Below are 20347 nucleotides of genomic sequence, written 5' to 3' on the forward strand. Positions count from 1 at the left end.
TGAGAAGCATGCACAGAAAACTGCATGCTTGAACGACGCTAACATGTATGAGCATGGAGCGGTGTGAAGCACCGCGTGAATGCGAATATGCGCGGGCAGTGAGCCACACCCGCTCACACAAAGTGTGAAGCGGTGGGGCGAACGCCGCGACAGACCGACGAAGTCGGTCACCTGGAGGATTGCGGGAGTGCGAAGCACGGAGCAATCCATAGCTTATACAGTATGTGTCACGACTTATCATATGGCCGTTTACTGTATAAGCTCTTCGAAAACGCAGACAGGATCGTCACGCGCGAAGCGTGTGTAAGAGACTGTATGCGATTTCGAAGGCAACAGGTATGAGCACGAAGTGACGCTTAAGCGGCACGGAAGTGCGAATACCTGGAGGATTGCGGGAGTGCGAAGCACGGAGCAATCCATAGCTTATACTGTATGTGGCACGACTTATCGTATGGCCGTTTACTTTGTCACAAGGTTCAGAATGCGCCCCGGCACATAGACAATTCTCCCGACATCTGATGGCATCCTGCTGCCGAGGGCAGCGGCCGCTGCCCTTTCCGCCTGTTCCCGGGTCCACCCAAAAAGTGCCGGTATCTCGGTTCTTTTTCTTCCATCGATACAGACTGGAAGGCGAACCGGATCACCGGACCTATCTGCATCCCCGGCAATCGGCCAGGGTTCCTCCATGACGCTTCTTCTGTCTTCATCTTCCAAAACGTCCGGCACACCGCGATGATATCCGCGCTCATCATGATATCCGCACCCGCCGTATCTCTCCCAAAGCTCCTGTGCGATGTAAGGGGTGAACGGAGCAGACAGAAGAATGTAATTCTTCATAAATAAAAGTTCCTCCGCAGGGCCAGCCAGTCCCCGGACGCCCTTCTCCCTCCGCAGCAGATTCAGGCCTTCCATCATCGCTGCCGCCGCTGTATTCCACTTAGAGCGGCTGACTCTCTCATTTACGGTATATATCAGCTCGCGGGCTTCTCCCGGAAGCCTTTCCGCATCGCAGACATCGAAGCGGCCGGCAGCCTCTGATCCATCTGCCGTCTCTGACTCTTCTGACTGTTCCAGGATTGTCTCCGCATCTCTCCAGTATCGGCGAAGATATCGAAGAAGGCCCTCGGCACATGCTTCATCCCGTTCGCTGTTTCCGGGCAGCTTTCCGGAGAACAGTACATACATGCGCATTGCATCCTGTCCGTATTCCCTGAGATAGTACTCTGGTATCACGTCCCGGACATCCGCGGATGGGCCAAAAAGGCCCTCCCACTTTTTCTCCAGCCTGCGGAAATTATACGGAGAAATCATGCCTTACCGCTGCTTTCTCCGGACTCTGTTCCCTCCCGCTCATCCTTCATGATCCGGGAGAGCTCCGAGCTCATTTCCATAAACTGAAGCATCCGGTCGAGTCCGAAACGATTAACGACCTTTTTCGTAAACTTGTCCACGCGCTTCTCATTATCCGCAAGCATATCAAGCCCGCGCTGGGTAATATTGAGATAAGTGCCTCCGTTTCCCTTCCCATCAAAAGTCCAGGTCACGTAACCGCGGTTTTTCAGTGCCTCAGCCACATGGGAGGTTTCGTTTATCGGAAGTTCCAGCTTCTCCGACAGAACATTCAGATACATTTTCCGATTGTCCTCGGGAAGATCCTTTACATATTCCCGCACGATATGCAGTGCCAGGTATTCCGGCATCTTCAGGTTATGCAGAAATTTCTGGTTCTGTTCCTTACCCACAATATATCTGGAGTAAATGAATTTCTCCGCCAGATCCCGAACTTCCTCCGCACTGATGTCAGTTCCCAGAGGATTCCCTCTCATACTGCCAGCCTCAAATTCCTTATCATTCCCCATTTTTGCTGTCTCCTTTCCATGCGGACGTCCTGATCATGTCTCCGCCTTCGCGGTAGCCTGTATGGATCCTGCCGCTCCGCCTGTAATGCATTTTTTTAGTCTTTATCATCATAACACAAAGGCTGTTCGGAAAGCGAGTTAAAACACTCTAAACGAGATAAAACACGCTGCGCGAATTTTATCTCGTTATCGCGACGCTCGCCGCACACGAATACTTCGCATTCGGCTGCGGCTCACTGTTCGCGTAAAAAAGCTGTCTGCCGCATACAGCTTCCCAGCTGATGCAGCAGACAGCAGATTCACATTCACAGGAGCACTCTCAGCAGAGGAAAGCCGTCCTGTCAGTCATCAAGCTTCGTGACCTTTCCTGCTCTCGCCTCAACCTGTGCTTTCTGGATCTCCGCCGGAGCCTGCTCATATCTCGCGAACTCATAGGAGAAATCGCCGGCACCTCCGGTCATGGAACGAAGCGTATTGGAATATCCGCTCAGCTCGAGCTGCGGTACCTCCGCCTCGATCTCCGTCTTCCCGTTTCCGGCCGGATTCATTCCCAGGACGCGTCCACGTCGCTTATTCAGGTCACCCATTATATCGCCGGTGAACGCATCCGGCGCAATCACCTTAAGATCTACAATCGGCTCCAGCAATACCGGATCCGCCTTCATAAAACCATCCTTAAACGCCATAATGGTTGCGGTCTTGAATGCCATCTCCGAGGAATCAACCGGATGATAGGATCCATCATAAAGAATCGCTTTGACACCGACTACCGGATATGCCGCAAGCGGTCCGGATGTCACCGATTCTGCCAGGCCTTTCTCAACCGCAGGGAAATAGTTCTTCGGAACAGATCCTCCCACAACCTCTTCTTCAAAAACAAACGGTGTATTCAGATCCCCTGATGGCTCAAAGCGCATTTTCACGTGTCCATACTGACCGTGTCCGCCGGATTGCTTCTTGTACTTGGAGTCCACGTCGGATTTCTTGCGTATCGTCTCGCGGAAGGCAATCTTCGGCTCAGAGAGCTCGATATCAACCTTATATCTCTCCTTCAGCTTCGCTGCGATAACTTCAATGTGCTGTTCACCGATGCCATAGATCAGAGACTGATGATTTGCCGAGTCATTGACAACCTTCATTGTCAGATCCTCCAGCTGAAGTCTGGAAAGGCCCTGGGAAATCTTATCCACATCATTCTTGTTCAGCGGTTTGTAGCGTTTTGCCGTATAAGGCTTCGACACCGCCACCGGACCGAAGTCAACCGGATGATCCTTTGTTGCCAGAGAATCGCCGGTCTTTGCATCGCCGAGCTTTGCCAGCGCTCCAATATCACCAGCATGAAGCTCCGGTACCTCCACTGGCTTGTTGCCGGTCATGACATACAGCTTTCCGATCTTCTCCTCGGAATCCTGCGTGACATTGTAGAGCACGTCATTTGACTTCAATACACCGGAGCAGACCTTGATAACGGAATACTTTCCGAGGAACGGGTCCGCGATCGTCTTCCAGATCGTTGCGCTCTTCGGACCGGTGAAATTATAGTCCGCATTGAATACATCATTGCTGCTGCGGTCAAGTCCCGCGCGTTTTCTCCGGGATGGATCCGGGAAATATTCCACGATATCATCAAGGAGAATCTTCACACCCTGCAGATTGATCGGAGATCCCATGCAGACCGGAACCATATCTCCGGAGCCGACATTCATTGCCAGTGCAGCGCCAATCTCCGCGGGAGAGAATTCCTCACCGTTGAAATAGCGGTCCATCATCTCTTCACTGGTCTCCGCCACTGACTCCAGCAGCGCGTCTCTATATTCAGAGAGGTAATCCTTCAGGTAATCCGGTACCGGGATTTCCTCTTTTTCATTCTTATTAATGTATCTGCGTCCCTTGTTCTTCACGATATTCACATAGCCGATAAACTTCCCGTCCTTTCGGATCGGCATATGAAGGGGAGCGATTTTCTTGCCGTAAAGCTCCTGAAGCTTCAGAACAACATCACGATAGGATACGTCATCAATATCCATGTCCGTGACAAAAAACATTCTCGGAAGGTTGTATCTCTCACAGAGATCCCATGCCTTCTCTGTGCCTACCTGAACGCCGGCCTTTCCGGAAACCACGATTACCGCCGCATCCGCAGCAGAAACCGCTTCTTCAGCCTCGCCGACAAAATCGAAATATCCGGGGGTATCCAGTACATTTACCTTGCACTTGTTCCACACAACGGGAACAATGGATGTATTGATAGAAATCTTGCGCTTAATCTCTTCTTTATCGTAATCACTGATTGTATTTCCGTCGTTAACACTTCCGAGACGGCTGGTGATGCCGGAAAGATATGCCATTCCCTCAACAAGGGTAGTCTTGCCTGCTCCGCCGTGTCCGAGTATTACGACGTTTCTGACCCTGTCAGTTCTGAAAACCTCCATAATGTTAACCTCCATACATTTGAGTCGCCTCGAAAGCGCTTTCTCTCTTTCTCGGCGCTATGGATATATTTTACTAAAAACTTGTAATATTATCAACCTTTTTGTGTCATTTACCCAACATTTCCGACCGGCAGTCTACAGCAGGGCCGTTATTACGCCGCAATTACGTCTTATTTTTTCATGATTATCGTCTGATCTGCCTTCATTGACTTTTCGCTGTTTATCCAGTACACTGACATAAGTTGTTTTAGCGCTTTGACGTGCTGATGTATATTACAGTGAGGAAAAACTCCTATGACTTGTATCGGCTTTATCGGTCTCGGACTGATTGGAGGTTCCCTGGCCAGATCCATCAAAAAATTCCATCCGGATTTTCATATACTTGCATACTCTCATACCCCTTCCACGCTTGAGCAGGCTCTGGAGGCAGGCGCAATCGATGAAGCCCTCGGCCAGAATGATCCGCGCTTCGGAGACTGTGACTTTATTTTTTTGTGCGCACCTGTACAGACCAATATCACCTATTTTCCGTTTCTCAAATCCATCATCCGGAAAGACTGCATACTGACCGATGTAGGCTCCGTTAAGGGCGAGACGACCGAGGCTGCGATCCGGACAGGTCTGGCAGAGAATTTCATCGGCGGCCATCCGATGGCGGGTACGGAAAAAACCGGTTTTTCCAGCTCCACGGATTACCTGCTGGAAAACGCGTATTATTTTATTACGACAAACCAGAAAACTGACACTGAAAAGGTCCGGCGCTACTCGGACCTGATCCGGTCCATCCGCTCTCTCCCGATTGTAGTCTCCGCTGAAGAACACGACTACATCGTTGCAGGTGTCAGCCACCTCGAGCATATCGTTGCCTCATCTCTGGTGAACACAGTGAAAAGCATCGATACCCGGGATGAGAAAATGAAGCTGGTGGCAGCGGGCGGGTTCCGCGACATCACCAGAATCGCCTCCTCATCTCCGGTCATGTGGCAGCAGATCTGCCTTGCCAACCGGAAAGATATCCTGAAGGTTCTTGACCGCTATATGGAATTTCTCTCCAATTTCCGCTCCATGATCGATTCGGCTGATGCCGACGGCCTCTACCGCACATTCTCCTCGTCCAAGGATTACCGGGATTCCATCGATGACATCAAGAGGGGATCGGTTCCGAGGCAATATCTTCTGTACGTGGATATCTACGACGAACCCGGCGGAATCGCAACCGTTACGACGCTGCTCGCCATGAATCAGATCAGCATCCGGAACATCGGCATCATTCACAACCGGGAATTTGAAGACGGAGTCCTCCGGATCGAATTTTATGACGAAAACGCACGGAACGATGCAGATGACGTACTGCGGAAACGAAACTACCTCGTCCGTCGCAAGGTCTGAAAAAAGATTGCTTCCCGCCGCGTCATCCGATGGGCCGCAGGCAATAATGACATTTCCGAAATATAAACGGGATATAAATGAGCTACTACGCATCTTATACAGTAAACCTCATACGATAAGTCGTGCCACATACTGTATAAGCTACGGATTGCTCCGTGCTTCGCACTCCCGCAATCCTACAGGCATTCGGATTTCGCGCGTTCGCGCTTCATCCTCATACCTATTGCCTTTGAAATCGCATACAGTCTCTTACACACGCTTCGCGCGTGACGATCCTGTCTGCGTTTTCGAAGAGCTTATACAGTAAATGAATCTGCAGAACTTTCAGAAGGAAGGAACCGTGTCATGAAATTTTATCCTACAGATAAACCGCTTCACGGACAGTTGGATATTCCGGGGGATAAATCCATCTCTCACCGGGCAGTCATGTTCGGCAGTCTCGCAAACGGGACGACTGAGATCTCCCATTTTCTGCCCGGCGCCGACTGCCTCTCCACTATCAGCTGCTTCCGCAGCATGGGGATTGATATCGAAACCAATCCGGAACACCCGGATCATGTCATCGTCCACGGGAAGGGGCTCCACGGGCTCAACGCTCCGGACACTGTGCTCGATTGCGGCAATTCCGGAACAACGACCCGCCTCATCTCCGGCATTCTTGCCGGACAGGATTTTCCCTGTACCCTCACCGGAGACGCCTCCATACAAAAGCGGCCCATGAACCGGATCATCGAACCACTGACGCAGATGGGCGCGTGCATCACCAGCGAACGTGACAACGGATGCGCACCTCTTCAGATTATAGGTCAGCCGCTTCACGGCATTACCTATCATTCTCCGGTGGCATCCGCCCAGGTAAAATCATGCCTTCTGCTTGCAGGGCTTTACGCTGATTCTGCTACAACAGTCATAGAGCCGGCTCTTTCCAGAAATCACACGGAACTGATGCTTCGTCATTTCGGCGCCGATTTGTCCTCCGACGGTCTTGCGGCAACCATTCATCCCGGAAATGAGCTCTCCGGAATATCTGTAAAAGTACCCGGCGACATCTCCTCCGCCGCCTATTTTCTGGCAGCCGCCTGCATGATCCCCGGCTCAGAGATTCTGCTGCGGAACGTGGGCACAAATCCCACCCGCGACGGTATTCTGCGCGTTATTCAGGACATGGGCGGAACTGTGACCTACCGCAGACTTTCGGCTTCTGGCGGAGAATCCACGGCAGACCTCGAAGTGCGGTACACTCCGCTTCATGGCACCGTAATTGAAGGCAGTCTGATTCCGACTCTGATCGATGAGATCCCGATCATCGCTGTCCTCGCTGCAACAGCCGAGGGGACAACCGTGATCCGAGACGCAGGTGAGCTGAAGGTAAAGGAGTCCAACCGTCTTGACCTCATGGTGGAAAATCTCTCCCGCATGGGTGTCGACATCACCGGTACCGACGACGGTATGATAATCAATGGAGGAAAACCGCTTCACGGTGCCCTCATCGACAGCCACCTCGATCACCGCATCGCCATGTCCTTTGCCATTGCCTCCCTCGCCGCCGATGGCGAAACAGAGATCCGGGACGCCGAATGCGTGAACATATCCTATCCGGAATTCTACCAGGATCTGAAGTCTCTTCTGCAGCAATGACGTAGGCTACGTCGATCTGCGGTCTGCCTCATACCAATTTCTTCTGCCTGAATGAAAGCTTCACAACACACCGGGCGGCCTTCCCACAGCCGAAGGCCGCCCGATTTTTCGTTCTATCTTGCAGTTCTGTTTCTGTTCGGAATCTTCGTCTACATCTCTGTCTTTTTCCTTGTTCTGTTTTTGTTCTGATTTTTGTTGTGTTTTTTGTACCTTTTGTCAAGAAAATGCATCGTATTTCCGGCACAATCTGTTATAATGATAGGCGATGACTAGAGAAGTTTTCTATATCAGGACAAACTTCACAGATATTAAGGGAGGTTTTTAGAATGGTAATACATAATGTCCACGATGAATCCTTTCATCCATATGGCCGTATCATACGCGGCCTTGATGTTTCCGGCATTATGGAGGCTTTAAAGGATACTGACTGCCCGACGGATCACACCATCTACGTCGCATCGGATCCGAAGCTTGAGCAGACCGCGGCTGGAGAGAAAGTCCGCCAGATTGTATATGGCGAGCTTCCGGTCCAGATCGGATACTGCAATGGGTATAATGTTTTTTTGAACGCTCTGGAATATCACCGTTCATCCGAAATCAATATTGCGGAGAATGATCTCATTCTCCTTCTCGGAAAACAGCAGGATATCACAGATGATTTTCACTATGACACCTCAAAGGTTGAGGCGTTCCTCGTGCCGGCAGGCACAGTGATCGAGGTTTACGCCACCACCCTTCATTACGCGCCGTGCAGCGTTGACGGCAAGCCGTTCCGCTGTGTCGTGGTACTCCCGAAGGGCACGAATACCGAACTGACCTCCGCTCACGGGGGAGACAGCGAAGACAAACTGATTACCGCTGTCAACAAATGGCTCATCGCACATCCGGATGCCGGAATCGAAGGCGCTTTTAACGGTCTCGATGGCGAAAATCTCAGGGTGGACTGACCAGCCCATTACCCGGGAAAGCTTCGCGGATTTTTTATTTTATCCCGGAATGCTGCGAAAGATTTTTTATTTTATCCCGAAATACTTCACAGGATTTTTTATTTATCCCGGAATGCTTCACAGATTCCTTATCTGTCCGGGAAAGCTTCACAGACTTTTTATCTATCAGGAGGATATCATAATGAATAATATTCCAGTTGTAAAAATCGGCATTGTCGGCGTGAGCCGTGACTGTTTTCCGGCAAGTCTCACCCTTGACCGGCGCAAAGCTCTGGTAAATGCCTATGCTGCGAAATATAACGCCGCAGATATTTACGAGTGTCCGATCACCATCATTGAGAGCGAAACAGATATGATGAACGCACTCAAGGATGTGAAGGCCGCAGGCTGCAATGCGCTGTGCGTATTTCTCGGCAATTTCGGTCCGGAGATTTCCGAGACGATGCTCGCGAAATATTTTGACGGACCGGTGATGTTCTGTGCCGCCGCCGAAGAGACACAGACCAATCTGAAGGGCGGCCGCGGCGACGCATACTGTGGAATGCTCAACGCGAGCTACAACCTGGCTCTGCGCAATGTAAAGGCCTACATCCCTGATGAACCGGTCGGCGACGCCGATGATCTTGCAGACCGCATCCATGAATTCCTTCCAATCGCCAGAGTTTCCATCGGACTGAACAACCTGAAGATTATCTCCTTCGGCCCGCGTCCGTCCAACTTCCTTGCCTGCAATGCACCGATCAAGCAGCTCTACAATCTGAACGTCGAGATCGAGGAAGAATCCGAGCTTGACCTCTATGAGTCCTATACCAAGCACGCGGATGATGAAAGAATCGCATCTGTTGTCGAGGACATGTCCAACGAAATGGGATACACCGAGGCAAACCGGCCGGCGATGCTCCCGAAGCTTGCGCAGTACGAGCTGACGCTCCTTGACTGGGCGGAAAGCCACAAGGGCTGCAAGGAATATGTGGCACTCACCACAAAATGCTGGCCCGCGTTCCAGGATATGTTCCGCTTTGTTCCCTGCTATGTAAACAGCCGCCTCATGAAGAGGGGAATCCCGGTAAGCTGCGAGGTTGATATTTACGGCACCCTGTCCGAGTACATCGGTCTCTGCCTGAGCCAGGATGAGGTAACTCTTCTCGATATCAACAACTCCGTACCGAAGGATATGTACAAGGAAAGTATCGAGGGCAAATTCGCATACAACTGGAAGTTCAGCGACACCTTCATGGGCTTCCACTGCGGCAACACCTGCTCCAACAAGCTGACAAATCCGCATCTGGCTTATCAGGCCATCATGGCGAACACCCATCCGAAGGAGTGGTGCGACGGAACAATCGAAGGCGATATCGTTCCTGGCGACATCACCTTCTACAGACTCCAGTCAACCGCAGACAACAAGCTCCGCGCCTATGTCGCGCAGGGCGAAGTTCTTCCGGTTGCGACAAGATCGTTCGGATCCATTGGTGTCTTCGCGATTCCGGAAATGGGCCGTTTCTATCGTCACTGGCTGATCGAGAAGAATTTCCCGCACCACGGTGCCGTAATGTTTGGTCATTACGGAAAGACTCTCTACGACACCCTGAAATTCATCGGTGTCCCGGTTGATGAGATCGGATACAATCATCCCGCCGGAGACCGCTACGCGGACGAAAATCCTTTTGCCTAACAACGAGAAAAAACACGCTGCGCGAGTTTTTTCTCGTTATCGCGACGCTCGCCGCACACGAATACTTCGCATTCGGCTGCGGCTCACTGTTCGCGTAAATTACCAGTTAGCGCCCTGCTCCAAAGGCAGGGCGCCACAATTTGTCACAAAAATACATACAGGAGGAATAGCTCTATGTACTATATCGGCATTGACCTTGGCACATCTGCTGTCAAGCTTCTTCTTATGGATTCCGCTGGTACGATCCGGAACATCATCAGCCGCGAGTATCCTCTCCACTTTCCTCACCCCGGATGGTCCGAGCAGGACCCTTCGGACTGGTACAGAGAATCCCTGGAGGGCATGAAGATCCTGACCAAAGATATTGACAGAAGTGAGATCGCCGGAATCAGTTTTGGAGGCCAGATGCACGGCCTCGTCATCCTTGATGACAAGGATCAGATTATCCGTCCCGCAATTTTGTGGAACGACGGTCGCACACAGGAGGAAACCGACTACCTCAATCATACCGTCGGTGAGACTAAAATTGCTTCCTGGACGGCGAATATTGCTTTCGCCGGCTTCACCGCCCCCAAGATCCTCTGGGTCCGCAAAAATGAGCCCGATAATTTCAGCAGAATATGCAAAATCATGCTTCCGAAGGATTACCTTGCATATATGCTTTCCGGGAGCTTCTGCACAGACCTGTCCGACGCATCCGGAATGCTTCTCGTCGACGTGAAAAACAGACGCTGGTCCCCGGAAATGCTTGAGATCTGCGGCATCACAGAATCACAGCTTCCAAAGCTCTATGAAAGCTATGAGCCGGTCGGGACGCTCAGGCCTTCCATTGCGGATGAGCTGGGCTTTCCACACACTGTGAAGATCATCGCGGGTGCAGGCGACAACGCAGCCTCCGCCGTCGGAACCGGAACCGTCGGAAATGAGAGATGCAACCTTTCGCTCGGAACTTCCGGCACGCTCTTTATTTCAAGTTCCTCGTTTGTGGATACCCCCAACCACGCGCTTCACTCCTTCTGCCACGCAGACGGTCACTATCACCTGATGGGCTGTATGCTCAGTGCCGCCTCCTGCAACAAATGGTGGAATGAAGAGATTCTGAATACAAAGGATTATTCCGGAGAGCAGGCATCGATCTCCCGGCTCGGGGAGAACAGTGTCTTCTATCTTCCGTATCTGATGGGCGAGCGTTCCCCGCACAATGACCCCTCCTGCAAGGCAGCTTTTATCGGCATGCGCATGGATACGACGCGCGCCGAAATGACGCAGGCTGTTTTGGAGGGCGTTGCCTTCGGTCTTCGTGATTCTCTCGAAATTGCCAGAGGTCTTGGTCTCAATGTAACCCGCTCCAAAATTGTCGGCGGTGGTTCAAAATCAAAACTCTGGATGAAGATCTGCGCCAACGTCATGAATCTGACACTCGATGTCCCTGCCATTCAGGAGGGTCCCTCTCTCGGCGGCGCCATGCTGGCGGCTGTCGGCTGTGGTGAATTCGCTTCTGTCGAGGACGCGGCAGATCGCATCATACATGTCACAGATACAATCGAGCCAGACCCGGTTCTCACGGAAAAATACGAGGAGAAGTATAACCGGTTCCGTAAATTCTATCCTGCTCTCAAGGGTCTGTTCTGACATGAACGAGATAAAACACGCTGCGTGAGTTTTATCTCGCTATCGCGACGCTCGCCGCACACGAACACTTCACATTCGGCTGCGGCTCACTGTTCGCGTAAACGAGATAAAACACGCTGCGCGAGTTTTATCTCGCTATCGCGACGCTCGCCGCACACGAATACTTCGCATTCGGCTGCGGCTCACTGTTCGCGTAAATAAAAGGAGGGCTTTCACACGAATTTCATCGCGTGAAAGCCCTCCTTTTTCAGTTTTTATAAATCCTGCGGATTCTGTTTTCTTTTATCCCGGATGTCAGAATTACTTATTCCGATATTTTGCTCAGGCTTTCCTTACAATATCAGCCATCACATCAGAATCTCTCATTCTGATATTTCATTCAGGCTTTTTTTGCAATCTCAGCTTTGATATCCGCCGTGAGCTTCGGAACGATCTTGTTCAGATCTCCGACGATTCCGATGTCTGCCACATCAAAGATCGGCGCGGATTCGTCCTTGTTGATCGCGATGATCAGGTCGGACTCCTCCATACCAGCTACATGCTGGATGGCTCCGGAAATACCGATTGCGAAATAAATGTTCGGACGAACGGTCTTGCCGGTCTGACCGACCTGCAGGTCCTTCGGTGCCCAGCCGTTATCCACTACCGCACGGGAGCAAGATACCTCTCCGCCGAGAACATCCGCCAGGTCTCTGAGGATCTGGAAGTTCTCCGGGCTTCCGACACCACGGCCGCCGGATACCAGAATCTTTGCCTTCTGGATATCTACCGTCTCGCTGACCTTCTTCACGACCTTCTCGATTGTGACATAGCGGTCATCCGGAGTGAATCCCGGATTGTAGTTAATGACCTCAGCCTTTGCGCCCTTGATCGGCGTGATCTTCTCCATAACGCCGGGACGGACGGTCGACATCTGCGGTCTGTTGTCCGGGCATGCGATGGTGGCAATGGTGTTGCCTCCGAATGCCGGACGGGTCATGAGCAGCTGATTGTGCTTCTGCTCCTGATTCGGCTTCGGCTGAAGCGGGAAATCTCCGATATCGAGGGAGGTGCAGTCCGCGGTAAGTCCTGTATGAACACGGGCCGATACCGTAGGTCCGAGATCGCGTCCGATCGCGGTTGCGCCTACCAGCATGATCTCCGGCTTGTACTTCTCGATGACAGATGCCAGCGCGTGTGCGTAAGGCTCCGTGCGGTACTCCTTCAGTTCCGGATCATCCACAACGATGACCCTGTCCGCGCCGTACTCGGCAAGTTCGTCCGCAAGGTCTCCAACCTGGTATCCGATCAGGACCGCGGTAACCTGTGTGTTCAGAGGCTTTGCCAGGTCTCTTGCCTTTCCGAGGAGCTCGAAGGCAATGTTGTCAATGTGATTATCTACCTGCTGTGCAAAGATATATACACCCTTGTAATCTTCTAAACTCATTCTACTCACCGCCTTCATCAAATATAATGTCTCTTTGTCAGTTCTTCGCAGATGACAGCAGCACCGGCATCCGGATCAAGATCCTTGAACATGGTGCCTGCTCCCTTGCGTACCTTGTCGGAAGCCTTCGCGATCTTTGTCGGAGAACCAGCGAGACCGCAGTCCTCATCCTTCAGTGTAGTCAGATCATCGCGATTGTAAGTGGTGATTTCCGCGTCAACCGCATCCCAGATTCCCGCCGGAGTCATGTAGCGCGGAGGATTCAGCTCGGAAAGAGCTGTGATCAGGCAGGGCATCTTTGCCTTCAGCACATGATATCTGTCGTCGAACTGACGCTCAACCTCTACGGTCTTCTCCGCCTCGTTCACCTTGATCGCCTGCGCATAGGAGATCACCGGAATGCCGAGGTGCTCGGCGATCTGCGGTCCAACCTGCGCGGTATCGCCGTCGATCGCCTGACGTCCGGTGATGATCAGATCATACTCTCCGATTTTGCGGATCCCGGCAGCAAGCGTCGAGGAAGTCGCCCAGGTATCTGCTCCGCCGAGCTTCCTGTCGGTCAGAAGAACGCCCTTGTCCGCGCCCATCGCAATCGCCTCGCGAAGAACATCAGCTGCCTTCGGAAGTCCCATGGTGAGGACCGTAACCTCCGCTCCGGTCTCGTCCTTGATTCTCAGTGCCGCCTCAAGTCCGGCCTTGTCGTCCGGATTCATGATGGCAAGCATAGCCGCACGGTCCAAGGTACCATCCGGTTTGAATTTGACACCGCCTGCGGTATCCGGTACCTGTTTAATACAAACAATTATCTTCACGGTATATTCCTCCTGTTATTTCAGTAAACCGCATACAGTCTCTTACACACGCTTCGCGTGTGACGATCCTGTCTGCGTTTTCGAAGAGCTTATTTCAATAGATTTGCAGAAATAACCATACGCATAACTTCTGCGGTTCCCTCATAGATCTCGGTGATCTTTGCGTCACGCATCATACGCTCTACGTCATACTCTCTGATATAACCATAACCGCCGTGGAGCTGTACACATTCTGTCGTGACATCCATCGCGGCCTTTGCGGCAAACAGCTTTGCCTCTGCAGCCTCTACGCTGTAAGTGGATGCCGGTGAGAAGCCGGCAGCGTCCTTCGCGCAGGCTGCCTTATATACCAGAAGCTGAGCAGCGTCACAGGTTGTCTTCAGATTTGCGAGCTGGAACTGTGTGTTCTGGAACTGTGCGATCGAACGTCCGAACTGCTTTCTCTCCTTCGTGTAGGCTACGGTAAGATCCAGCGCGCCCTCCGCGAGGCCGAGAGCCTGTGTCGCGATTCCGATACGTCCGCCGTCCAGCGTGTGCATGGCGATTCCGAAGCCCTTGCCCTTCGCGCCGAGGATGTTCTCCTTCGGGATGCGGCAGTCCTGGAAAATCAGCTCATAGGTCGCGGATCCGCGGATACCCATCTTCTTCTCCTTCGTTCCGAAGGTGAAGCCCGGCGTTCCCTTTTCCACGATGAACGCGGAGATCTCTTTCTGCTTTCTGCCACGTTTCTCAACCGTTCCGGTTACCGCAATGATGATGTAAACATCCGCTTCCTTGCCGTTTGTGATGAAGCACTTGGAGCCGTTCAGAACCCACTCGTCTCCGTCAAGGACTGCCTTTGTCTGCTGTCCCTGCGCATCTGTTCCGGCGCCGGGCTCGGTCAGACCGAAGGCACCAAGCCACTCACCTTTTGCGAGCTTCGGAATATATTTCTTCTTCTGCTCCTCGGTACCGAAGGTCATGATCGGGTCGATGCACAGAGAAGTATGAGCAGAAAGAGCAACCGCAGTCGTTCCACAGACCTTTGCGATCTCTTCCAGACAGAGCACATATGTCAGTTCATCGCAGCCCTGTCCGCCGTACTCTCTGGGAGCGGTAATTCCCATAAAGCCGTATTTTGCGAGCTTGTCAAATGTCTCGCGCGGAAATCTCTCTTCCTCATCGATCTCCTGCGCAAGAGGCTTTACTTCATTCTGCGCGAAGTCTCTGAAAAGAGATCTCGCCATTTCATGTTTTTTATCTAACGTGAAATCCATGTCTAACCTCCAAACGTTATTATAATCTCTTCCGGAAAGCAAAACGGGCAACCGCACGCGTGAACCGGTGGCAGATACGTCTGTACAGCCACTCGATGCAGCGCCGGAAACCGGAGCCGGACGTCTTTTCGAAGGTGTCCTGAAAGGACACGCGTTTATCCGGCAAACGAACGCAGTGGTCCGCTGCCGGAAAATGTATGCTTTATGATTTGATTACTTCTTGTCGGTCGGAACCTTTCCGCCATTGGAGTAATCATAGAATCCAATTCCGGTCTTGACTCCGAGCTGTTTGCCGCGAACCATCTTGCGAAGGAGCGGGCATGCGCGGTACTTGGAATCACCGGTCTCTTTGTAAATGACATCCATGATGGCAAGTACAATATCAAGTCCGATATAATCTCCCAGCTCAAGCGGTCCCATCGGATGGTTGCATCCGAGCTTCATAGCGGTATCAATGCCTTCAATATCAGAAACGCCTGCAGCGTATACACAGATTCCTTCATTGATCATCGGCACAAGGATACGGTTTACAACGAATCCGGCTGCCTCATTAACCTCTACCGGAGTCTTGCCGAGCTTAACCGCAATCTCCTTGACCCGGGCAACGGTCTCAGCAGGAGTGTTGATTCCGGCAATAACCTCTACCAGCTTCATAACCGGAGCCGGATTGAAGAAATGCATTCCGATGACCGGTTTTGCAAGTCCGGATCCGATCTCTGTGATAGACAGAGAAGAGGTGTTGGACGCGTAGATGCAGTTCGGGTTCTTTACGACGTTCTCCTGAAGATCCTTGAAGCAGTTTTTCTTGATTTCCATATTCTCAAGAGCCGCCTCTACGATCAGATCAGCATCTGTGCAGATTGTGTTCAGTCCGGTTTCGATCTTGCCAAGGATTCCATCAACAGTTGCCTGGTCAATCTTTCCCCGCGCCACTCTCTTATCGAGGCCCTTCTTGATCTTCGCGAAGCCGCCGTCAGCGAACTCCTGCTTGATATCACAGAGATAAACCTTCTCCACTTCATCGCACTGTGCAAATGCCTGTGCAATACCGGAACCCATTGTGCCGGCGCCAATAATACCAACTTTCATTGCTGTACCTCCTGCATAGATTATTCTATAGTGATGGAAACAGTATCTGGTGTCCGGCTTACGGAACGCGAAAAAACCGGTGCCGGACACCTGTACTGTATTATACGATTACTTGTTCTGGAATGCCACGTGTTTTACCTTCTTCGGATCATCCTTTTTGCGGAGGAAATTTGCCATTCCCTCCTTCTGATCCTCGGAATTGAAGCAGGAACCGAAGAGCTTCTCCTCGATCACAAGTGCATCATCGATATTCTCCTGAAGGCCCTCGTTGACCGCTTTCTTGCATGCTCTTACCGCGATCGGCGCGTTGCCCGCGATAATGGAAGCAATTTTTTTCACCGTTGGCATCAGCTCTTCCTGCGGCACCACCTGGTTGACAAGACCAATGCGGAACGCCTCATCCGCCTTGATATTTCTTGCGGTGTAGATCAGCTGCTTTGCCATTCCCGGTCCTACCAGACGAGCAAGTCTCTGTGTGCCTCCAAAGCCCGGCGTAATTCCAAGGCCGGCTTCCGGCTGTCCGAATACGGCATTCTCAGAGCAGATGCGGAAATCACAGCTCATTGCGATCTCGTTGCCGCCGCCCAGAGCAAATCCGTTAACCGCGGCAATGACAGGAATCGGGAGCGTCTCAATTTTGCGGAACAGGTCATTTCCCTTCTTGCCGAAAGCCTCTCCCTCGGCAGCTGTCAGGGTGCTCATCTCTCCGATATCCGCACCGGCTACGAAGGATTTATCGCCGGCACCGGTGATGATGAGGCAACGGATGGTATCAAGATCAATGCCCTCAATCACCTTCTCCAGATCGTCAAGAACTTCGCTGTTTAATGCATTCAGAGCCTTCGGGCGGTCAATAGTGGCAATTGCTACCGCGCCTTCGGTTTCATATGTAACATATGCCATGATAGAAACCCTTTCTTATCCAATATGATTCAGGAGCCGGAAACGGCTCTCCCTGTGCAGGGAAAAACAGCTCCGTTTCAGCTCCTGATAAGTTTCCGTTTACTCCTCGTATCTCTCTACCGCGGTAGCGCAGCCCATGCCGCCGCCGATGCAAAGAGTTGCAAGACCTTTGTTCGCTTTTCTCTTCTGCATCTCATAGAGCAGGGTAACAAGGATTCTTGTTCCGGAGCATCCTACCGGATGTCCAAGAGCGATTGCTCCTCCGTTTACATTCAGCTTCTCCGGATCAAATCCGAGTTCCTTGGCAACTGCGAGAGACTGTGTAGCAAATGCCTCATTTGCCTCGTACAGATCGAAGTCCGCAACGGTCATTCCGGTCTTCTTCAGCAGATTTCTGGTAGCTACGATCGGTCCTACGCCCATGATAGCCGGATCAACGCCGCCGAGCGCGCCTGCGATCCAGGAAGCCATCGGCTTTACACCGAGCTCTTTTGCCTTGGATTCTGTCATTACTACAACTGCTGCCGCACCGTCATTAATTCCGGAAGCATTACCCGCGGTTACAATTCCGTCCTTCTTGAAAGCGGGGCGAAGCTTTGCAAGTCCTTCTGCTGTTGTTCCCGGGCGCGGTCCCTCATCGGTATCAACGATGGTAACCTTGCCCTTACGTCCCTTTACCTCTACCGGAACGATCTCATCCTTGAACTTGCCCTCTTCAATTGCCTTGCAGGCTTTCTGCTGAGATTTTGCGGAGAACTCGTCGAGCTCTTCTCTGGTCAGGCCGTATTTCTCGGCAACATTCTCAGCTGTGATTCCCATATGATAATTGTTGAATGCATCGGTAAGAGCGTCATGCGTCATGGAATCAATCAGTGCTCCATCGCCCATTCTGTATCCATAACGTCCGTTCTGCAGAAGGTACGGAGCTTTGGACATGCTCTCCATGCCGCCTGCAACAACGATTTCCGCCTCTCCCGCACGGATCATGTCTGCTGCCATGTTGACAGCCGCAAGTCCGGAACCGCAGAGAATATTAAGAGTCATTGCCGGAACCTCAACCGGAATTCCCGCATTTACAGATGCCTGACGGGCAACGTTCTGTCCCTGTCCTGCCTGAAGTACACATCCCATGTATACCATGTCTACCTTATCCGCCGGTACTCCGGAGCGCTTCAGAGCCTCTTTGATAACAATTGTTCCGAGATCAGCAACCGGAACTGTGCTAAGTTCTCCACCCATCTTACCGATCGCAGTACGGCAGGCGCCAGCAATAACAATTTTCTCAGCCATATTAAAGCCTCCTTAAAAAATAAATATTATAGTACGTGAAATATGTATATCCTCATGAATCACCGTCAGGAAAAAGCCGGAACGCTGTACCGCGTCTTCTGATTCAGACCGCCGGAACAATGCTCGTTTATTTCTTAACGATGTAATCATCATACCCCTATTCCGCCTTTTTGTCAAATATTTATCAATCTTTATTTTGGAAAAAACTTGCTAAATTTGGATCGCAATCTTGTATAGTTTTTTCCTTGACATCGCCGCCGCATGTCATCTCTTATTGGACCGTCTCCAGATGTTCATTTTCTCCGCCTCACGGATCAGTTCATCCCGTACCTTCGGATGCGCGATATTGATCAGCTGTTCCGCTCTCTGCCACATGGAGAGCCCCTTCAGGCAGACCTTTCCATACTCGGTCACGATATACATCGTGTTCGCGCGGGTATCTGTAACCACGCTTCCCGGGGTCAGCGTCGGACGGATCCGGCTCTTGATCTCCCCGGTCTTTTTGTCCTTGTACGCGGACGACAGGCAGATAAAGCTCTTTCCGCCCCTGGATTTATACGCTCCAAGTACAAAGTCGAGCTGTCCGCCGGCTCCCGAAATATTTTTGATCCCTGCGCTCTCGGCGTTAACCTGTCCGTAGAGATCAATGTCCACAGCGTTATTAATAGAGATAAAATTGTCAATCGCGCCGATGGTATCGATGTCGTTGACATATCCGACAGAGGCAGCCATACATTCCGGATTTCCGTCGAGATAATCGTACATCCTTCGGGTGCCGGCGCCGAAAGCATACACCTGAAGCCCCCGGTCAATGTTCTTCTTTGACCCGTTAATTTTGCCCGCCTCTGCCATATCCACGAAGGAATCCACATACATCTCCGTGTGAATACCCAGATCCTTCAGGTCACTTTCCGCAATCATTTTGCCGATCGCGTTCGGCATTCCGCCGATCCCCAGCTGCAGGCAGGCGCCGTCCGAGATTTCCGGAACCACAAGCTCCGCGACCGCCTTATCCACATCACTGGCCTCTCCGCCTGCCGGCACCTCGTCAATCGCAGGATCATCTCCCTCAACGATCATATCGATCTGGTCAATGTGCACGTAATTATCCCGGGTTCCGAGACATACCGGCATGTTTTTGTTCACCTCTGCGATTACGATATCTGCCGTCTCCACAACAGCGCTCATCTGACTCGCGCAGGGACCGAAATTGAAGTAGCCGTGTTTGTCCATCGGCGATACCTGAAAAATTGCCACATTCAACGGCATCGTGCTCTCTCTGTAGAGGCGCGGCAGCTCAGAATAACGAAGCGGCGTATAAAAGCAGAACCCTTTGGATACCGAATGTCTCTCCACCGGATTCATATGCCAGCTGTTCCAGATAAAATGTTCCGCCGGATTTTCAATTCCGAAGATAGCCGGAGCATGGCAGAGAACGCCGCCGCGGATGTTCACGTCATGAAGCTCAGGCATTCTCTTCGCCAGGGCTTTATCGACAGCAACATTTGTTCCTACACACCATCCGTAATCAACCCAGTCGCCGCTTTTAATTACCGAAGCTGCCTTCTCGGCGGTTACCAGTTTCTCCTTGTACTTTTCATCGTAATTCATCAGCCCATTCCTCCTCTTCCAGACGCCTTTCTGTTTCCATTTTCAGGGACCGCGCTTTATGATATTTTTTTAACAACCTATCTGTATTTTACCATTTTTGTGACAAATGTAAATTATTTTTCTGCTATTTTCTTTTCCCGCTATTGTCTTTCTGTTTCTTCGCCTCCTCCATTTTCCGTTTACATCCGGTTCTGTATATAATTTCGCATTGGTTACCAATCACAGTTAGAAAAGACAGTTTTTTCACATTATCCGCCGCACCTCAAGGGCAGTCTTCATGGAACAACCCTGCCGAAGCACCACAAACGGAACAATTTTCCAACAACTGTCTGACCGGAACAGCAAGAACAGCGAAAATTCCTGCTTTGCACTGTTCATTTCTTTCGAA

At 51.5% G+C, this 20347-nt stretch carries 15 protein-coding genes; 5 read left to right on the top strand and 10 right to left on the bottom strand.

Going from position 1 to position 20347, the window contains the following annotated elements; genetic code table 11:
• Positions 1–459: 459 nt before the first annotated feature.
• The 3 genes from ACTQZS_RS04400 to ACTQZS_RS04410 all read right to left on the bottom strand — a co-directional run bounded on the left by ACTQZS_RS04400 (position 460) and on the right by ACTQZS_RS04410 (position 4291).
• Entirely contained in the window at positions 460–1311 is an 852-nt protein-coding gene (locus ACTQZS_RS04400; protein ID WP_441474765.1) for a hypothetical protein, read from the bottom strand.
• Positions 1308–1859 (bottom strand): hypothetical protein, encoded by a 552-nt coding sequence (locus tag ACTQZS_RS04405; RefSeq protein WP_441474766.1) that lies wholly within the window; start codon positions 1857–1859, stop codon positions 1308–1310. The genes ACTQZS_RS04400 and ACTQZS_RS04405 overlap by 4 nt, the downstream gene beginning before the upstream one ends.
• Before the next feature lie 341 nt (positions 1860–2200).
• Positions 2201–4291, bottom strand: a complete 2091-nt coding sequence (locus tag ACTQZS_RS04410) for an elongation factor G (RefSeq protein ID WP_441474767.1) — start codon at positions 4289–4291, stop codon at positions 2201–2203.
• Between the two features lie 294 nt (positions 4292–4585).
• On the opposite strand from ACTQZS_RS04410, the gene ACTQZS_RS04415 reads away from it, so the two are divergent.
• From ACTQZS_RS04415 to xylB, 5 genes are all read left to right on the top strand, one after another.
• The gene (locus ACTQZS_RS04415) at positions 4586–5680 is read left to right on the top strand and encodes a prephenate dehydrogenase/arogenate dehydrogenase family protein (protein ID WP_441474768.1); all 1095 of its coding nucleotides are present in this window, start codon (positions 4586–4588) and stop codon (positions 5678–5680) included.
• A 345-nt stretch (positions 5681–6025) separates the two neighbouring features.
• A complete protein-coding gene (gene aroA, locus ACTQZS_RS04420; protein ID WP_441474769.1) occupies positions 6026–7318 on the top strand; it encodes a 3-phosphoshikimate 1-carboxyvinyltransferase in 1293 nt (430 codons plus the stop codon).
• Positions 7319–7644: 326 nt separating this feature from the next.
• Complete coding sequence (locus ACTQZS_RS04425; protein WP_441474770.1) at positions 7645–8265, top strand: DUF4867 family protein; 621 nt, start codon at positions 7645–7647, stop codon at positions 8263–8265.
• 181 nt (positions 8266–8446) lie between these two features.
• Entirely contained in the window at positions 8447–9940 is a 1494-nt protein-coding gene (locus ACTQZS_RS04430; RefSeq protein ID WP_441099168.1) for an L-fucose/L-arabinose isomerase family protein, read from the top strand.
• A gap of 174 nt (positions 9941–10114) precedes the next feature.
• A complete protein-coding gene (xylB, locus tag ACTQZS_RS04435) occupies positions 10115–11572 on the top strand; it encodes a xylulokinase (RefSeq protein ID WP_441474771.1) in 1458 nt (485 codons plus the stop codon).
• 379 nt (positions 11573–11951) lie between these two features.
• On the opposite strand, the gene ACTQZS_RS04440 is transcribed toward xylB, so the two are convergent.
• The 7 genes from ACTQZS_RS04440 to ACTQZS_RS04470 all read right to left on the bottom strand — a co-directional run bounded on the left by ACTQZS_RS04440 (position 11952) and on the right by ACTQZS_RS04470 (position 19959).
• Entirely contained in the window at positions 11952–12998 is a 1047-nt protein-coding gene (locus ACTQZS_RS04440) for an electron transfer flavoprotein subunit alpha/FixB family protein (RefSeq protein ID WP_441474772.1), read from the bottom strand.
• A gap of 17 nt (positions 12999–13015) precedes the next feature.
• Complete coding sequence (locus tag ACTQZS_RS04445; RefSeq protein WP_441099171.1) at positions 13016–13810, bottom strand: electron transfer flavoprotein subunit beta/FixA family protein; 795 nt, start codon at positions 13808–13810, stop codon at positions 13016–13018.
• 89 nt (positions 13811–13899) lie between these two features.
• The gene (locus tag ACTQZS_RS04450; protein ID WP_441099172.1) at positions 13900–15066 is read right to left on the bottom strand and encodes an acyl-CoA dehydrogenase; all 1167 of its coding nucleotides are present in this window, start codon (positions 15064–15066) and stop codon (positions 13900–13902) included.
• A 213-nt stretch (positions 15067–15279) separates the two neighbouring features.
• On the bottom strand, positions 15280–16155 hold the full coding sequence (locus tag ACTQZS_RS04455; RefSeq protein ID WP_441474773.1) for a 3-hydroxyacyl-CoA dehydrogenase NAD-binding domain-containing protein: 876 nt from the start codon (positions 16153–16155) through the stop codon (positions 15280–15282).
• A 108-nt stretch (positions 16156–16263) separates the two neighbouring features.
• A complete protein-coding gene (locus ACTQZS_RS04460; RefSeq protein WP_441099174.1) occupies positions 16264–17058 on the bottom strand; it encodes an enoyl-CoA hydratase-related protein in 795 nt (264 codons plus the stop codon).
• Positions 17059–17157: 99 nt separating this feature from the next.
• Positions 17158–18348 carry an acetyl-CoA C-acetyltransferase gene (locus ACTQZS_RS04465; protein ID WP_441099175.1) on the bottom strand — a complete coding sequence of 397 codons (1191 nt, stop codon included), beginning with the start codon at positions 18346–18348 and terminating at the stop codon, positions 17158–17160.
• 264 nt (positions 18349–18612) lie between these two features.
• Positions 18613–19959 carry a butyryl-CoA:acetate CoA-transferase gene (locus ACTQZS_RS04470; RefSeq protein ID WP_441099176.1) on the bottom strand — a complete coding sequence of 449 codons (1347 nt, stop codon included), beginning with the start codon at positions 19957–19959 and terminating at the stop codon, positions 18613–18615.
• Positions 19960–20347 lie beyond the last annotated feature (388 nt).

Origin of the sequence: Bilifractor sp. LCP19S3_H10 (genome assembly GCF_052119185.1) — a bacterium.
Classification (GTDB): Bacteria; Bacillota; Clostridia; order Lachnospirales; family Lachnospiraceae; genus Bilifractor.

Excerpts from the sequence above, each read along its gene's own strand:
- ACTQZS_RS04430 (WP_441099168.1), top strand. The coding sequence starts at position 8,447 with ATGAATAATATTCCAGTTGTAAAAATCGGCATTGTCGGCGTGAGCCGT.
- ACTQZS_RS04415 (WP_441474768.1), top strand. The coding sequence starts at position 4,586 with ATGACTTGTATCGGCTTTATCGGTCTCGGACTGATTGGAGGTTCCCTG.
- xylB (WP_441474771.1), top strand. The coding sequence starts at position 10,115 with ATGTACTATATCGGCATTGACCTTGGCACATCTGCTGTCAAGCTTCTT.
- ACTQZS_RS04465 (WP_441099175.1), bottom strand. The coding sequence starts at position 18,348 with ATGGCTGAGAAAATTGTTATTGCTGGCGCCTGCCGTACTGCGATCGGT.
- ACTQZS_RS04410 (WP_441474767.1), bottom strand. The coding sequence starts at position 4,291 with ATGGAGGTTTTCAGAACTGACAGGGTCAGAAACGTCGTAATACTCGGA.
- ACTQZS_RS04440 (WP_441474772.1), bottom strand. The coding sequence starts at position 12,998 with ATGAGTTTAGAAGATTACAAGGGTGTATATATCTTTGCACAGCAGGTA.
- ACTQZS_RS04425 (WP_441474770.1), top strand. The coding sequence starts at position 7,645 with ATGGTAATACATAATGTCCACGATGAATCCTTTCATCCATATGGCCGT.
- aroA (WP_441474769.1), top strand. The coding sequence starts at position 6,026 with ATGAAATTTTATCCTACAGATAAACCGCTTCACGGACAGTTGGATATT.
- ACTQZS_RS04455 (WP_441474773.1), bottom strand. The coding sequence starts at position 16,155 with ATGAAAGTTGGTATTATTGGCGCCGGCACAATGGGTTCCGGTATTGCA.
- ACTQZS_RS04405 (WP_441474766.1), bottom strand. The coding sequence starts at position 1,859 with ATGGGGAATGATAAGGAATTTGAGGCTGGCAGTATGAGAGGGAATCCT.
- ACTQZS_RS04400 (WP_441474765.1), bottom strand. The coding sequence starts at position 1,311 with ATGATTTCTCCGTATAATTTCCGCAGGCTGGAGAAAAAGTGGGAGGGC.
- ACTQZS_RS04470 (WP_441099176.1), bottom strand. The coding sequence starts at position 19,959 with ATGAATTACGATGAAAAGTACAAGGAGAAACTGGTAACCGCCGAGAAG.
- ACTQZS_RS04450 (WP_441099172.1), bottom strand. The coding sequence starts at position 15,066 with ATGGATTTCACGTTAGATAAAAAACATGAAATGGCGAGATCTCTTTTC.
- ACTQZS_RS04460 (WP_441099174.1), bottom strand. The coding sequence starts at position 17,058 with ATGGCATATGTTACATATGAAACCGAAGGCGCGGTAGCAATTGCCACT.